The organism is Labilithrix luteola (genome assembly GCF_001263205.1).
Taxonomy (GTDB): domain Bacteria; phylum Myxococcota_A; class Polyangia; order Polyangiales; family Polyangiaceae; genus Labilithrix; species Labilithrix luteola.
The window spans coordinates 916,185-930,345 of record NZ_CP012333.1 but is presented as its reverse complement, the minus strand read 5'-3'; the positions used below and the strand labels follow the sequence as shown (position 1 = coordinate 930,345).

General features: G+C 66.0%; 13 protein-coding genes. 9 read left to right on the top strand and 4 right to left on the bottom strand.

Features of this window, described 5'->3' with window-relative positions:
- The first annotated feature begins 364 nt into the window (after nt 1-364).
- From AKJ09_RS04245 to AKJ09_RS04230, 4 genes are all read left to right on the top strand, one after another.
- Complete coding sequence (locus tag AKJ09_RS04245; protein WP_146645893.1) at nt 365-1,348, top strand: NAD-dependent epimerase/dehydratase family protein; 984 nt, start codon at nt 365-367, stop codon at nt 1,346-1,348.
- 275 nt (nt 1,349-1,623) lie between these two features.
- Nucleotides 1,624-3,216, top strand: coding sequence for a sensor histidine kinase (locus tag AKJ09_RS04240; RefSeq protein WP_240488387.1), 1,593 nt, complete (start codon nt 1,624-1,626; stop codon nt 3,214-3,216).
- Complete coding sequence (locus AKJ09_RS04235; RefSeq protein WP_146645892.1) at nt 3,206-3,652, top strand: response regulator; 447 nt, start codon at nt 3,206-3,208, stop codon at nt 3,650-3,652. The genes AKJ09_RS04240 and AKJ09_RS04235 overlap by 11 nt, the downstream gene beginning before the upstream one ends.
- Complete coding sequence (locus tag AKJ09_RS04230) at nt 3,649-4,035, top strand: response regulator (RefSeq protein WP_146645891.1); 387 nt, start codon at nt 3,649-3,651, stop codon at nt 4,033-4,035. Before AKJ09_RS04235 ends, AKJ09_RS04230 begins: the two co-directional genes overlap by 4 nt.
- A 3-nt stretch (nt 4,036-4,038) precedes the next feature.
- Here AKJ09_RS04230 and aat read toward each other — a convergent pair whose 3' ends face one another.
- The gene (gene aat, locus AKJ09_RS04225; RefSeq protein ID WP_205633597.1) at nt 4,039-4,755 is read right to left on the bottom strand and encodes a leucyl/phenylalanyl-tRNA--protein transferase; all 717 of its coding nucleotides are present in this window, start codon (nt 4,753-4,755) and stop codon (nt 4,039-4,041) included.
- A 16-nt stretch (nt 4,756-4,771) separates the two neighbouring features.
- The gene (locus tag AKJ09_RS04220; RefSeq protein WP_146645890.1) at nt 4,772-6,883 is read right to left on the bottom strand and encodes a hypothetical protein; all 2,112 of its coding nucleotides are present in this window, start codon (nt 6,881-6,883) and stop codon (nt 4,772-4,774) included.
- Between the two features lie 178 nt (nt 6,884-7,061).
- Between AKJ09_RS04220 and AKJ09_RS04215 the strand changes: the two genes are divergently transcribed.
- The 3 genes from AKJ09_RS04215 (at nt 7,062) to AKJ09_RS04205 (ending at nt 10,090) form a co-directional block, all read left to right on the top strand.
- Nucleotides 7,062-7,889, top strand: coding sequence for a lysophospholipid acyltransferase family protein (locus tag AKJ09_RS04215; protein WP_205633596.1), 828 nt, complete (start codon nt 7,062-7,064; stop codon nt 7,887-7,889).
- Nucleotides 7,886-8,815: an SDR family oxidoreductase gene (locus AKJ09_RS04210; protein WP_146645888.1), complete on the top strand. Its 930-nt coding sequence runs from the start codon at nt 7,886-7,888 to the stop codon at nt 8,813-8,815. Before AKJ09_RS04215 ends, AKJ09_RS04210 begins: the two co-directional genes overlap by 4 nt.
- A 435-nt stretch (nt 8,816-9,250) precedes the next feature.
- Nucleotides 9,251-10,090, top strand: a complete 840-nt coding sequence (locus AKJ09_RS04205) for a hypothetical protein (RefSeq protein WP_146645887.1) — start codon at nt 9,251-9,253, stop codon at nt 10,088-10,090.
- Nucleotides 10,091-10,108: 18 nt separating this feature from the next.
- On the opposite strand, the gene AKJ09_RS04200 is transcribed toward AKJ09_RS04205, so the two are convergent.
- On the bottom strand, nt 10,109-11,131 hold the full coding sequence (locus AKJ09_RS04200) for a hypothetical protein (protein ID WP_146645886.1): 1,023 nt from the start codon (nt 11,129-11,131) through the stop codon (nt 10,109-10,111).
- A 107-nt stretch (nt 11,132-11,238) separates the two neighbouring features.
- On the bottom strand, nt 11,239-12,162 hold the full coding sequence (locus AKJ09_RS04195; protein WP_169927240.1) for a LysR family transcriptional regulator: 924 nt from the start codon (nt 12,160-12,162) through the stop codon (nt 11,239-11,241).
- A gap of 79 nt (nt 12,163-12,241) precedes the next feature.
- Between AKJ09_RS04195 and AKJ09_RS04190 the strand changes: the two genes are divergently transcribed.
- Together AKJ09_RS04190 and AKJ09_RS04185 are read left to right on the top strand one after the other, a co-directional pair.
- On the top strand, nt 12,242-12,970 hold the full coding sequence (locus AKJ09_RS04190) for a sulfite exporter TauE/SafE family protein (protein ID WP_146645884.1): 729 nt from the start codon (nt 12,242-12,244) through the stop codon (nt 12,968-12,970).
- Between the two features lie 147 nt (nt 12,971-13,117).
- Nucleotides 13,118-14,143, top strand: a complete 1,026-nt coding sequence (locus tag AKJ09_RS04185; RefSeq protein WP_146645883.1) for a serine/threonine-protein kinase — start codon at nt 13,118-13,120, stop codon at nt 14,141-14,143.
- The last annotated feature ends 18 nt before the right edge of the window (nt 14,144-14,161 follow it).

Genomic DNA, 14,161 nt, shown 5'->3' with positions numbered 1-14,161 from the left:
GAGGCGGATGCCGAGAATATCGAGGCTGGCTAGCGAATTCGCCTACCTGGCGATCCGATGGACAGCTTGGCACGTTCCGAAGGAACCGGCCAAAGTCGGTGCTTTCCCCACCCGGAGTCTGGGTGTTCGAGAGGAGCGACACGGTGCCGCGAATCGCGGTTTCGTGTGCGCTCGGGAAAGGGCTAGGAGCCGTCAAGGCCCCCCGCCTTTACCTCGCGAAATCAGTGAGATCGAGCTGAGGCGTAGGCAGTTTGGCGGATGTTGTGGGTGCGAAATACACCCATTTCCGGGGCTCGCCGGGGGCTCCAGAAACGTCGCGAGATTCTTGCTTTCGACCGGTCGAACGCTTCTGCTCCCACGGGCCATGTCAGAAAAACAGAAACAAGTCAGCGTGGTGGGAGCGGCTTCGTACGTTGGCGGGCCGCTTCTCCGGGCGCTGAAAAAGTACGGATACAAGACGGTCGCTCTCGTCCGTCCATCGACGGACACGAGCTCTATCACCGACGTCGCAGACGTCATCGTGCGTGGGGACCTGAGTGACTTTCGCTTCGTCGAGGAAGCGACTGCCGGATCGGTGGCCATCCTCGATCTCGTCAACCAGCTCAACCCGCCGTGCAACTCGCTCGCCGAGCAGCTCGAGAACGACATTCCGCCGCTCGAGGCCTGTCTCCACGCCGGTTTGAAGCACGACGCCGTCGTCGTCTTCACGTCGGGTAACTTTTCGCTCCCGACGAAGGGGCGCTCCGGAAAGCTCGACGAGACCCTCGCTGCGCGCCCGGCTCCCGAGCAGGGCGGCTTCTCCTCGGGCTGGTCGACGTTCGCTCACATCGAAGAGATGGCGGGCGTCCTCGTGCTCGCCGAGATGAAGCATCGCGCCGAGCATCTCGTTCACGAGTTCGTGCAGACGCATCCGAAGTCGCGCGCGTGCGTGGTCATCCCCGCGGCGACGTACGGTCCGGGCCTCGCTGGACGCGTCTCGTTCTGGGACGCGGTGCCCGACTGGTACGTGGCCGGGTACTTCAAAGACTTCATGACGGGGTTCATCCACGTCGAAGATCTCGCGCGCGTCTATCTCTCCGTGATCGAGCGCGGTGTGCCTGGTGGTCGTTACCTCGCTGCGGGGCAGCCGCTTCGTGTCTCGGACTTCGTCGCCGTGTATCTCGCGGCCGCAGGCAAGTCGGTCGACCTCGCGGGCAAACATGTCTTCGCGAACACCCAAGGCATCGTCTACGACGACAGCGCCACGCGACGCGCGCTCGGCGTCGAGTGGCAGCACCAGCTGCAGGACTCGTTGCCGACGCTGATGGATTATCTCCGTCAGCACGGCAAGCTCGCGCCGAAGACCTGACGCGCGCGAAGACCTGACGCACGCCGCGTGAGCCATCGACGCTCGCGCGCCGATCGAGTCGGGCCAATTTGTCTCGAAGCAACACGGCAGAGAAGCTTCGAAGACACGCGGAGAGGAAATGCGTCGTGATCGGGGTCAATCCGATTTGATGACCCCGATCACAAAGACTACGTTCCTTGGGTCGCGCAAACGCGTCGTTCAGTGCGGACTCACTCTCTGCCATGACCGAATCGTCGTCGCCCCAGTTTTCGCAGGCTCCCCAGGCGTCGCATGAAATGCCAGCCTCGACGGAACGTTCGCGCGCCGTATCGAACGCGCCTGCGCGCATTTCGACGCCCTCGCGTACACGCTCGAAGCTCGCCGCTGCGTTCGGTTCGGCCGCGCTCGTCCTCGTCGTTGCGACCGTGTCGCTGTTGTCGATCCAGGCGTCGCGCCATTCGCTCGAACGCCTCACGCACGCCTATGCCGTTCGTTCCGAGATTCGTGATCTGCGACAAGCGCTGGTCGATGCCGAGACGGGACAGCGCGGCTACATCCTGAGCGGCGAGGCCGCGTATCTCGCGCCGTACGAGCGCGGTCGCGCGCATTTTCGCGAGCACCTTGCCGAGCTGCGCCGCTTGAGCCCTCGCAACGTCGAGACGCTCGAACACGTCGAGGCTCTCGGGGATCTCAAGCTCGCAGAGCTAGCCAAGACGATTTCGGTGCGTGAGCTCGCGGGTGCAGACGCCGCCATCGACATCGTCCGCACCGATCGCGGCGAGTCGGTGATGGCGGAGCTCCGCTCGCTGTTCGCAGCCATGGAAGCGCAGGAGGACGAGGTGCTCTCCGAGCGCGCCGCGGAATACGAGATGTGGCTTCGCATCACGACGGGTGTCGTCGGCGGGGGAGCCATTCTCGCCTTCGCGCTCGCCGTGCTCGTCAATCTCGGCATTCGCAAGGAGATCGCCGAACGCGAACATTCGATCGGCACCATCGCCGACCAAGCCGAGAAGCTGCGTGCACAGGCCCAGATCCTCGCTGCCAACGAGGTGCGTCTCGCGCACCAGCTCGAAGAGGAGCAATCGCTCACCGAGGAGCTGAGAACGACCAACGAAGTGCTCGATGCGCGGGTTCGCGACGTTGCCTTCGCCAATGCCGCGAAAGACCGCCTCGTCATCCAGCTCGCGAAGAGCAACAGCGACCTCGACCAGTTCGCCTACGTCGCATCGCACGACCTCAAGGCGCCTCTCCGTGGCATCGCCAATCTGTCCGAGTGGATCGAAGAAGACCTCGCCGACGCCATGACCGACAAGGTGCGGGAGCAATTGCGTCTTCTTCGCGGGCGCGTGCACCGGATGGAGGGGCTCATCGACGGCATCCTCGAGTACTCGCGTGCCGGTCGGGCGCGCGATGCCGACGAGTCGCTCGACACGCGCGAGCTTCTCGACGACACGCTCGAACTGATGGCCCCGCCGCCCGGCGTCTCGATTCGGATCACGCCCGAGTTGCCCACGGTGGTGGCGCCGAAGATCTTTCTCCAACAGATCTTCATCAACCTCGTAGGCAATGCGCTCAAGCACGCGCGGCACGATGCGGCGGAGGTCGAGATTGGCGCGACGGACGGCGGAACGAACTGGGAGTTCTTCGTGCGGGACAATGGGCCCGGCATCGATCCCAAGTTCCACGATCGGATCTTCGGGATTTTCCAGACTCTGGCTTCGCGAGACAAGGTGGAGGGAACGGGCATAGGGCTTGCTGTCGTGAAGAAGCTGGTCGAGAGCCGAGGCGGCCGTATCTGGGTCGAATCGACGCTCGGCTCGGGAGCAACGTTCAAATTCACGCTTCCGAAGACCCTCTCCACGTCGAAGGAAACGTCTCATGATCAGTGACAGTGTGCCGTTCCGAGAGCCGAGCCCGCGCGCGCTCAACGTGGTGCTCGTCGAAGACGATGCGATCGACGTCATGAACGTCAGACGCGCCTTCGACAAAGGCAAGATCGCCAATCCGCTCTACGTCGCGGGAGACGGGATCGAAGCGCTCGAAATGCTCCGGAGCCATGCGATTCCGAAGGAGCGCCGCATCATCCTGCTCGATATCAACTTGCCGCGCATGAACGGCATCGAGCTCCTGCAGGAGATCCGCAAAGACCCGATCCTCAGGCCCACACCGGTCGTCATCCTCACGACGTCCAACGACGATCATGACAAGTTCAAGGCCTACGATCTCAACGTTGCCGGCTATCTCCTCAAGCCCGTCACGTTCGTCAGCTTCGTGGAGATCATGGCAGCCCTGAATCGGTATTGGACCGTCGTGGAGCTCTCTTGAAGTCACCCATTCCGCTGCTCCTGATCGACGATGACGATGTCGACCGGATGGCGGTCCAACGGGTGTTGCGTTCGTCGGACATCGTCGTGTCGATCACCGAGGCGACGGACATCGTCTCAGGCTTGGAAGCCCTCGATGCGGCGACGTTCGACTGCGTTCTGGTCGACTACCTGTTGCCGGGCGGAGACGGCTTGCAGCTCCTCACGCATGCGCGCACCAAAGGACAGGACGTGCCGTTCGTCTTCCTCACGGGACACGAAGACGGAGCGGTGGTCGTCGATCTGCTCGCCAACGGCGCCGCAGGGTACGTGCCAAAATCGAAGCTTACGGAAGAGGTCCTCGTCCGCGCGATTCGCGACGCGCTAGGACTTCCAGCCCCGTGACGTTCAGACGAGCTTCGGATTGCGCTGGAGCGCGCTCTTCAGACGAAGCAGATATTCCGCGCGCGGAACTTCGATGCACCCGAGCGAGGCGAGGTGAGACGTGAGCACCTGCACGTCGAAGAGCGTGAAGCCCGAGGCCCGAAGCTTCTCGGCCATGGTGGCGAACGCGATCTTCGAGGTGTCGGTTCGCGAGTGGAACATGGACTCGCCGGCGAACATGCCTCCGATGGCGACGCCATAGATGCCGCCCACCAGCGTGCGACCGCTGCTCGACTTCTCCCAGACCTCGACGCTGTGCGCCCAGCCCAGCTGATGCAGACGCTCGTAGCCCGCGACGAGCTCGGGGATGATCCAGGTACCTTCGGCGCGCGTCGCTCCGCAGTGGCGCATCACTTCGCCAAAGGCCTCGTCGAGCGTCACCTCGTAAGGGTGGACGCGCAGCGTTCGGCGAAGGCTGCGCGACCAGTGCGCGGGCTCTTCGAGTGGGAAGATCGCGCGCGGCTCAGGGGAGAACCAGAGAACGAGCGGCGCGGCGTCATCCGGCTCCTGCTGCTCGCCGTGCGGCCACGGAAAGATGCCGCTTCGATAGGCGAGCAGGAGAGTTCCCGCGGAGAAGTCGCAGCCCATCGCCAAGACGTCGGGTGCGCCCGGCCTCGAGGGATCCGGAAAGCGCACCCGCGTCAGCGGCGGTTCGATAGGAGGGAAGGGAGCCTTGCCCACTATCCGATGATAGCCGTCAGTCGAACTTCACGGAGTAGACGAAGCTCGCCTTCGGCGCCCGGAGCATGCGCTCCGCGATGACGTCGTGGACGGCCTTCTTTTCGCCGGTCACGTCCACGTAGTTCTTGATCAGCTTGTCGGCGCGCGCCTTGTCGCCCTTGCCCTTGATCTGGGCAACTTCGACCATGAGGCTCTTTACGGCCGGCTGGTACTTGTCGAGGGCGACCTGGAAGCAGCCCTTGTCCTTGCCGTTGGCCGCCGTTTCACCCGCGTTCCAGGAGATGGCGCCGTTCTGCATGAGCCAGCCGAGCTGGATCGCGGCGAGCTGGCTGTAGTTCTTCGGGTGCTTGTTCTCGTCGTACATGCCGCGCGAGATGTGGCCGAAGGCCCAGGTCAGATCGCGGATGTGCGCCTTCACGGCCTCCTCCGGGGTGATCTCCTTCTTCGTCACGAGCCAGTCCGTGAGGAAGAGGGCCGCCGTCTGCGCCTTGAGCTCTTCGAGCGTGCTCGCCAGCGGGCCGCCGAAGGCTTCACGATCGATCTTCCCGTTCACCTTGTACTGGTGCGCCGGACCGAGGTTGTGCGCCGCCTCGTGCAGGACCGTGCTCATGAGCTGCGGCTCCTGGTCGGAGCTGTACTTCGCCATCGTGTCTTTGCAGAGGAGCGACTCGGTCGTCTCGCGCAGCGCCGCGATGCTGTCGGGGTCCGTGTAGAAGTTCGTCATCGCCACGGTGCGCCCGCGGCCTTCGTTGGCCACCGGTCCGAAGTTCGGAAGCGACTGGCCGATCGTTGCGCCCGAGGGGTTGCGCGAGTCACCGGCATTGATGGCGATGTCGACGAAGTCGGGGAGCTTGAAGCTGACGTCGCGCGCCTTGTACGGCGCACCGGCCATCGCCGCGAGCGTCTTTTCCATCTCGGCCTTCAGCGGATCGAGCTTCGACTGCCACTTGAGCGACCCCTGATTGATGAGGCCGAAGCTCACGTGGTACAGCGCCTTCGTGCTGCACGGCTCCGAGTAGACCTCGTCGGGCGCGATGCGCAGGTAGTACTTCGAGTTCTTCGCATCCATCTTGGCCCACGCCTCGTCGGCGGGCCACCACTTGTCGTCGAGGAACGCCTGCGACGCGGCGAGCACGTACGCCTTGAGCGCGGGCTCGGTCGATCCGAGCGCGTCGGCCGCGGCCTTGAGCTGGTTCGAGATGGCGGTGACGTCGTCCTTGAACGCCTCGTGGTACGGCACGGCGGTGGGCGCCTTCGCGTCGCCGCCGACGACGGTGAAGGGATCCATGAGGGCCTTGTCCTTCTTGCCCGCTTCCTTCTTGCTCAACTCTTCGCAGAAGTTCGCTTCCGTGAGCATCGTCTTCGGGTAGAGGCCCGAGAGCTTGCCCTTCGGCGCATCGGGAACGGCGCTGCAGTTCGGATCGTCCTGCGTCTTCGGCGCCACGCAGCGCGCGCCCTGGTTACGGAAGAAGAGCGCCTTGCTCGCGAGGTCGCCCGAAGGAACCTTGCTGGCGAGCTCGGTGGTGCCCTGCTGCTTCGCGTAGAGGAGCTCGATCATCTCGGCGGCCTTCGTGATCGCGGCGACGAACTTCTTGTCGCTGTCGGGCGCCTTCGAGAGGTCGGTGGTGACGAGCGTGATGCGGCCCTGCGCGAGCTCCTTGAGGACGGCGAGACGACGCGCCGCCTCCCGCTCCTCGATGCCCGTCGGCGTGGGCGATGCGCCGCCGTGACGCTTCGCGATGCGCTCGTAGGCAGCCTTTGCCTTGTCGGTGAAGCCCTGCGCACCGACGTACTCGCCGAGCGACGCACCGGTCTCGAGGCCCCAGTAGACGGCGAGCTCGTCCGCATCGAGGGCGCCGTTCTTGTTCTTGTCCTCCGTCCAGAAGACAGGGACGTCGAGCTCGACCGCGATGCGGTTGAAGTCCATGCGCGGGACCTTGTCGAACTTGGCTTCCTTCGCCGGCTTCTTCGGAACGCTCGGAGCCGAAGCTGCGGCCTCGGGGGCCTGCGGGGGTTCGGCGGGCGCGCCACCGCAAGCGACGGCGAGCGAAGCCAACGAGCCGAGAGCGCCGAGAGCGCCGAGAACCAGCCTGGACGTAGTGGAGGAGGGGCGGGCCGCGTGATTCATCGACCGGCGTTCTCGCGCCCGGGGCCGTCCCTGTCAATGGTAGGCCTGTGGCGGGGCAAATCCGGTAGGCTGGCTCGGCCGTAGTGCCCCGGATTGCTCTCAGCCTATTTTCCTCAGCATCTTTCCTCAGCCTATTTCCGCTGCATCTTTCCGCCTCGAAGAAACGAGGATTCGCGTGTTGAGTGGGTATCGTCTCCCGCGCCGCCTACCGGTCGACTCCGAAGTCCGTGAGCGACTCGATCAGCTCGAGATTCCGTTCAACGAGTACGGCGTCGATCCGTACGGCGTTTCGAAGGACTACCTCGGGCCGTTCTTCTCGTCGCTGAAGCTCCTCTACCGGCATTACTTCTCGGTCGAGTCCTTCGGCATCGAGCACGTCCCGCGCTACGGGCGCGCGATGCTCGTCGGCAACCATTCGGGCGGCGTGGCGATCGACGGCGCCATGGTCATCGCCTCGACGTTCTTCGAGATGGATCCGCCGCGGCTCGCGCAGGCCATGGCGGAGAAGTTCCTCAACAAGCTGCCCTTCGCGTCGCAGATCACGAGCCGGCTCGGGCACCTCACGGGCCTTCCCGAGCACGCCGAGCGCTTGCTCTCCGACGAGCGCTTGCTCATGGTCTTCCCGGAAGGGGCGCGCGGCACCGCGAAGCTCTACAAGGAGCGCTACTCGCTGGTCCACTTCGGGTCCGGCTTCATGCGCCTCGCTATCAAGATGAAGACGCCGATCGTCCCCTTCGCCTTTCTCGGCGGTGGCGAAGCGGTGCCGACGATCTCGAACGCTTACACGCTCGGCCGCCTCATAGGTGTGCCCTACGTGCCGATCACGCCATGGGGCTTGGCCGTGCCGATTCCGGCGAAGCTCGAAGTCTACTACTCGGCGCCGATGATCTTCGACGGCACCGGTTCGGAAGACGACGAGGTCGTCCAGACGTACGTCGACCAGGTCAAAGAGCGCATCGCCGGGCTCATCGAAGTCGGCCGAAAGCGTCGCAAGGGAGAGCTGTGAGAGTCCTCGTTCCGGGCATCGCTGGGCGTCTCGGCAAGCTCCTCGCGGAGCGGCTGCTCGCGTCGGGACACGACGTCATCGGCATCGATCGAAGGCCGTTCCGAGATGCGCCGGCCGGCGTCGAGATGCACGAAGTCGACATTCGAAAACGCGCTGCCGAAGACGTGTTCCGGCGTGTGAAGCCGAACGCCGTCATCCACATGGCGACGGTGACGCATCTCGTCGTGCAGAGCGAGGATCGCTACCGCATCAACCTCGGGGGCACGCGCGCCGTCTTCGAGCACTCGAACACCTACGGCGTCGAGCACGTCGTCTTCTGCGGCCGTCACACGTATTACGGCGCCGCGGTGGACTCGCCGCTCTTCCACACCGAAGACGAACCGCCGCTCGGTCTCTCGTCCTTCCCGGAGCTCGCCGATCTCGTGGCGGCCGACCTCTACGCCGGAAGCGCACTCTGGCGATATCCGAGCTTCACCACGACGGTGCTCCGCCTCGTGTACACGCTCGGGCCAACCGGGCACGGAACGCTCGCCACCTTCCTTCGTGGCGCGCGGGTTCCGACGATCCTCGGCTACGACCCGCTCTTCCAGTTCATGCACGAGGAGGACGTCGTCACGTCCCTCGTGCTCTCGCTCGATCGACGTCCGCGGGGCGTCTTCAACGTGGCGGGGCCACAGCCCGTGCCGCTCTCGGTCGTCATTCGCGAGACGGGGCGCACGAACGTGCCGCTGCCGGAGTTCGTACTCAACGCGGCTCTCGGGCGCTTCGGCCTTCCGAAGCTGCCTCACGGCGCCTTCGAGCACATCAAGTATCCCGTCACGGTGGACGGCTCTGCCTTCCGCAATGCGACGGGATTCGTGTATGCGCACGACGAAGCCGATGCGATGAGGGCCTACCGCGAGGCCTTCCCCAGACCTCTCGGTTGAGGGCGATGTGCGGTCCAGTCGCGTGAGTCCGCAACTGGATCATTCGACCCCCAGGTATCCATCCTGACCGGCGAGGCGCCGTCGTTTGGCGGGGAATTGTGGCCTCCACGGCCTGGCTCGCCTTTCGCAGAACCGAGGTCACGACCCCTCTAGGAGGTCCACTCCGTTGCTGCCGTTCTCCAAACGTCCACCGCCACCCGACGAGTTCTTTCTCCGCTCCGGAGACTTCGAGTCGATCGAGGTCGACGATGCGCCGCCGGTGGTTCCTCCCGCCCCGCAGCCGCGGCAGGTTTGGAATCGAACGGTGCCGCGTGCCCAGGAGCATCGAGCGCAGCTTCCCTCGGAAACGGTCCTACGCCGTCCGCCTTCCGCGCGTTCGTACGGCCGCCATTCCCCCACGCATGCGTTGCCCGCCGCGAATCCCCGCCGCGGTCGATGATGCCGACGCAGTCGGCCGAGTTCGAGCCCGTCGCGCCGGTGCAGCACGTCATGCCGGCGCAGCACATGCCCGTGCAGACGCGCCCGGTCGCGCCGATGTACACGCCGAGCCACCCTTTCAGTGTGCCGCCCGCGTATGGCCCGGTTCCGGTGCCGCCCAACACGCTCTCGCCCGTCGCGATGAGCGCGCACGTTCCGTATACCCATCCTCACTTCACGTCGTCGGTTACGCCGCTCCCCGTTGCGCGCCCGAGCTCCAGGCCGAACTTCATGCTCGGCCTCACGATTGCCATCGCCGGCGCGGTCCTTGGCAGCGTGCTCGGCGTCGGGGTGAACGCGAAGAGGGCTGCCGCCGAAGTGGTGCCTTCCGTCCAGGCCGCGGCCGCCGTCCTCGATGGGCAGTCGGCTCCGTCCGAGGGGCTTCCGCCCGCGCGCGTCGCAACGGCGCGTGCAACGCAGGCTCCGACCGCGAACGTCGTCGCGCGCGTTCCCGAGCAACCGCCCGTGATCGTGACGCCCTCGGCGAAGGTCGAAGCCCCCAAGGCGAAGGTCGTGGCCGCTCCGCCTCTGCCGGTCACGCACAAGGTTGCGGCGGCTCCGGTCGCTGCACCGCCGCCCGCGCCCGCGGCCAAGGCGCCGGTTCACGTCACGGCGAATCCCGCTCCTGTCGCGAAGCCTGCACCTGCGCCCGTGGCGAAGGCTGCTGCGCCCGTCGAGAAGCCGGCGAAGGCCGAGAAGGCCGAAAAAGCGGAGAAGAACAGAGACGCGGACGACGCGCTCAAGCTCTACAAGGCGGCCACCGACGAGACGAACCTCACGCTCGGCGGGTCGAAGTAGGTTCGGCGCGAGCGGCTCTCAGCGGTCGCCGATCTCGGCGCTATAGCTCACGTACGCGCTCGTCTCGGGAACGGGCAGCGTCACGCCGAGCGGTGCAAACGCCGCGGGAGCCTGGTTCTCGACGACGACGTAGTACGAGCCGCGCTCGAGCGGGAACTTGAGGCTCGCTTCGCCGCCGGCCATCGTGCCTGACGCGAGGAGCATGCCCGGCGGAGCCGCCATCGGCTGCGCGGCTTCGTAGCTCCGTCGCCAGAGATCTCCGACGCTCCTCTCCACGACCGCGTACGTGACGGGGCCACGGTCGACCTTCGCGCGGAAGAAGAGCGCTGCGCCCGAGTCGTTGATTTCGAACGGGCCGAGGTAGTCGCGCGATTGCGGCTTCAGCTCCGTGAGGTCGCTCGCGAGAACGACGTGATCGTCGCCTCTCTTGAAGTGACGCTTCGGCTTCTCCGGCGGCTCGAGGTGTCCGAGCGTGAAGTCGTCGCCGTCGTCCTGGCGAACGACGGTGAAGCCGCGACCGATCTCTCCTTCGACGATGCCGCGCCCGAGCAGCGTCGCCACGTCACCCGCGGGCGTCTTCGTGGCGAGGTTCACGAGGGCATTTTCCACGCCGACGATCCGTAGTTCGGGCGGGACGATGAAGCGATTGAACTTGCCCCACACGTACATCGAGTCGTCTTCCATGCGGAAGTCGGGCAGGTACTCGACGGTCATGCCGACGGAAAAGCCGACGCGACGCGTGACCGGAAGCATCGCGTAACCGGTGCCCGAGGCCGTCATGACGATGGCTTTGCGCGCGTCGTCGACCTGTACGTTGCACTGCTGCGGGAAGAAGCGACCCACGCTCGCGGCGCCGAGCGCTTGCAGCTTCAGCGGCACGCCGCGCTTCATCATCTCGGGGCACATCTTCGAGGCGCCGAAGTTCGAGAAGAGCCACCAACGGAGCTCGGGGCTCGCGTTGACCGCCGAGCGAACGCACGGACAGCCGACGCCGGTGATGGCGAGAACGAGGACGAGGAGGGCAAGAGCGGCGCGACGCAAGGATCGAGAGCCTACACGATGAGGCATGCCGCGGCAGAAAGCGAAACGCACCATGCGCGCGTGTGCGCGGACAGCGAAGCGGTGGATCGGCTGAGCTCGGGTGAGCTTCAAGCCCGTCGAAGAGGACGTGCCGGACGAGGACGACTCGGTCTTCGCTGCTCGCGAAGCAGGCGCAAGAGCGCGGCGGAGGCTGGCGAGAGCCGATCCGGGCCACGGTGGACGAGGTAGAGCGGGCGCACCACCGGCGTGCGCTCGCTCGGAACGACCACGAGCTGACCCGACGCGAGGTCGCGCTCGATGGCGCGCCGACTCACGAGCGCCACACCGACGCCTGCGCGTGTGTGGCTCTTGACCGTGGCGATGCTCCCGAGCTCCATGGCGATGGGGCGATCGCCGAAGTGCTGATCGGAGAGCGTACGGGTCGTGGCTCCGCGCAGGAACGTCACGAGCGGCGCGGTCTCGGCGTCGACGCCCGGCGCGCTCACGAGAACGAGCTCGTCGTCGAGCCAGCGTTCGCGGACGAACGCCGTGCCGCGCGCCCTGTCACGTGTGCCGACGAAGGTTGCGCGTCCACGTGATGGGGCTTTCGCCTGCGCGAGAACCACGAGATCGAGGTCGCCCGCTTCGAGGGCATCGAGCAGCGCGTCGGGATGGGCTTCGCGCACGTAGAAGGAGACGTTCGGGTGCTCCGACCGAAAGCGGGCGAGGATTCGCGGCAAGTAGTACGTGCACACGGTCGCGCCCGCACCGAGGCGCACAGAGCCGACCGCGAGGCCCATGACTTCGGCAACGGCGCGCCGGCCTTCTTCCACGGCGGCGAGCGCCGCGCGTGCACGCGGTAGGAGTGCCTGACCCGCCGCGGTGAGCGTCGCGCCCGAAGGACCGCGGACGAACAGCTTGCCGCCCATCTGTCGCTCGAGTCGCTGGATCGACGCCGTCAGCGCGGGCTGCGTGACGCGCCCATGACGCGCGGCCGCGGTGAAGGTGCCGTGCTCGACCACCAGGGTGAAGTAGCGGAGGGAATCGAACATGCGAGCCATAAGCATAATCGATGGTGAACATCATTCGAATCGATTGGAATGATGTCCGTCGCAAGCGCAACTTCGGGCCATGGCGCTCGTGTGGCTGGTTCCGGTGCTCGTGGTGATGGGCGTGTCGGCGGGCGTACTGACGACGCTGACGGGGCAGGGAGGCGGGGTTCTCCTGCTGCTCCTCTGCTCGATGTGGATGGGCCCGCGCGCCGCGCTCGCCGTGACGGCTCCGGCGCTTCTGCTCGGGAACGTGCATCGCGCCTATCTCTTCCGTTCGGCGCTCGATCGTCCGATGGCCAAGCGCCTCGTCATGGGGGCGCTGCCAGGAGGGCTCGTTGGGGGCTTCCTCGCGGGCGTCGTCTCGCCGATGGTCCTCAAGGTTCTCCTCGGCGTGATGACGCTCATCGCCATCGCCAAGGCGGTCGGCGTCGTGTCGTTCCGTCTCCCGCGCGCCGTCCTTGGGCCTGCGGGGTTCGTCGTGGGCGCGATGACGGGCACCTCCGGGGGCGCGGGGATTCTGTTTTCTCCGATCCTGCTCTCGGCAGGGCTCACCGGCTCTCCGTACGTGGCGACGATCAGCCTCGTCGCTGCCGTGACGCACTTCGCCCGCGTCGTGGCCTACGGAACGTCGGGCCTCCTCACGCGTGAGCTCGTCCTTCCCATCGTCGTCATCGGAGCGACGATTTTCGTCGGAAACTCTTTGGGCGAGAGGCTCCGGCGCCGCATCTCGGATCGCGGCACGACCTGGCTGGAGTACGGGACGCTCGTGGCCTGCGTGACGCTCTCGCTGCTCGGCGTCCGGCCTTGATCGCCGACACGGCCCCCTATGTAGAGGAAGGGCTTCGAGCAGAGCTTGGAACCGAGCGCGTTTCGCATCGCGCAAGACGCGTCCGAGGCCGAGAAACCGCACGGATGCCTTGACCCGGGCGCGCGTTCCTTCGATCCTTCAAGCTCGATGACGCCCGCCGACCCGCGCACCCAGGCCCTCAAGCGCGTGGGGCAGACGCTGAACAACAAGTGGACGATCGACCGCCTCGTCGATGTCGGTGGAATGGCCGCGGTTTATGCCGCGACGCACCGCAACGGCAAGAAGGTGGCCATCAAGATGCTCCACCCGTTCATCGCCGCGCACGAAGACGTCCGCGAACGGTTCTTGCGGGAAGGTTACGTCGCGAACCAGGTCGACCATCCGGGCGCCGTCAGCGTTCTCGACGACGACATGACGCCCGATGGCGCGCCGTTCCTCGTCATGGAGCTGCTCGATGGCGAGTCGCTCGACCACTGGTTGGCGCGGGTCGGTGGCACCTTGCCCCTCCCCGACGTCCTCGCCGTGGCCGATCAGGTGCTCGATGTCCTCCACGCGTTCCACGCGCGTGGAGTCATCCATCGCGACATCAAGCCGGGCAACCTCTACATCACGCGGCAAGGGCTCGTGAAGGTGCTCGACTTTGGCCTCGCACGGCTCCGCGATCCGCGCTTCAACGGCGCCCCCACCGCAACGGGCATCGTGCTCGGCACCGCCGCGTACATGCCGCCCGAGCAAGCGCAGGGCAAGACCGATCAGATCGACATCCGCTCGGACGTCTTCGCGGTCGGCGCGGTGATGTTCCGTGCCCTCGCGGGCCGCGCCGTCCACGACGCGAAGGCTCCGACCGAGCGCCTCTTCCAGGCCATGAAAGACCGCGCGATCTCGCTCGGCGTCGTGGTTCCGCAGATGCCCACGTGGGTCGTCGGCATCGTCGACAAGGCCCTCGCCTTCGACAAGAAGGAGCGCTGGGCAACGGCCGACGACATGCGCAAGGCCGTGCGGACCACCTTCGCGCAGCTTCGCGAAGAGGCGCACCGCGTGCGCGCGCCGCTCGGCAGCACTCCGCCCGAGCACGATGCCTCGATGGAAGTCAGCGAGATCTTCGACGCGATTCTCGAGCCGAGCATCGTGGTCGACGTGAGCTTCGGCGACACCAAAGTCTCGAACGTCTGAGTCGCCTCCTGGTCGAAA

Bases quoted from the DNA above. Each gene is read 5' to 3' on its own strand.
- AKJ09_RS04245 (WP_146645893.1), top strand. From the start codon at position 365: ATGTCAGAAAAACAGAAACAAGTCAGCGTGGTGGGAGCGGCTTCGTAC.
- AKJ09_RS04240 (WP_240488387.1), top strand. From the start codon at position 1,624: ATGCCAGCCTCGACGGAACGTTCGCGCGCCGTATCGAACGCGCCTGCG.
- AKJ09_RS04235 (WP_146645892.1), top strand. From the start codon at position 3,206: ATGATCAGTGACAGTGTGCCGTTCCGAGAGCCGAGCCCGCGCGCGCTC.
- AKJ09_RS04220 (WP_146645890.1), bottom strand. From the start codon at position 6,883: ATGAATCACGCGGCCCGCCCCTCCTCCACTACGTCCAGGCTGGTTCTC.
- AKJ09_RS04205 (WP_146645887.1), top strand. From the start codon at position 9,251: ATGATGCCGACGCAGTCGGCCGAGTTCGAGCCCGTCGCGCCGGTGCAG.
- AKJ09_RS04195 (WP_169927240.1), bottom strand. From the start codon at position 12,162: ATGTTCGATTCCCTCCGCTACTTCACCCTGGTGGTCGAGCACGGCACC.
- AKJ09_RS04190 (WP_146645884.1), top strand. From the start codon at position 12,242: ATGGCGCTCGTGTGGCTGGTTCCGGTGCTCGTGGTGATGGGCGTGTCG.
- AKJ09_RS04185 (WP_146645883.1), top strand. From the start codon at position 13,118: ATGACGCCCGCCGACCCGCGCACCCAGGCCCTCAAGCGCGTGGGGCAG.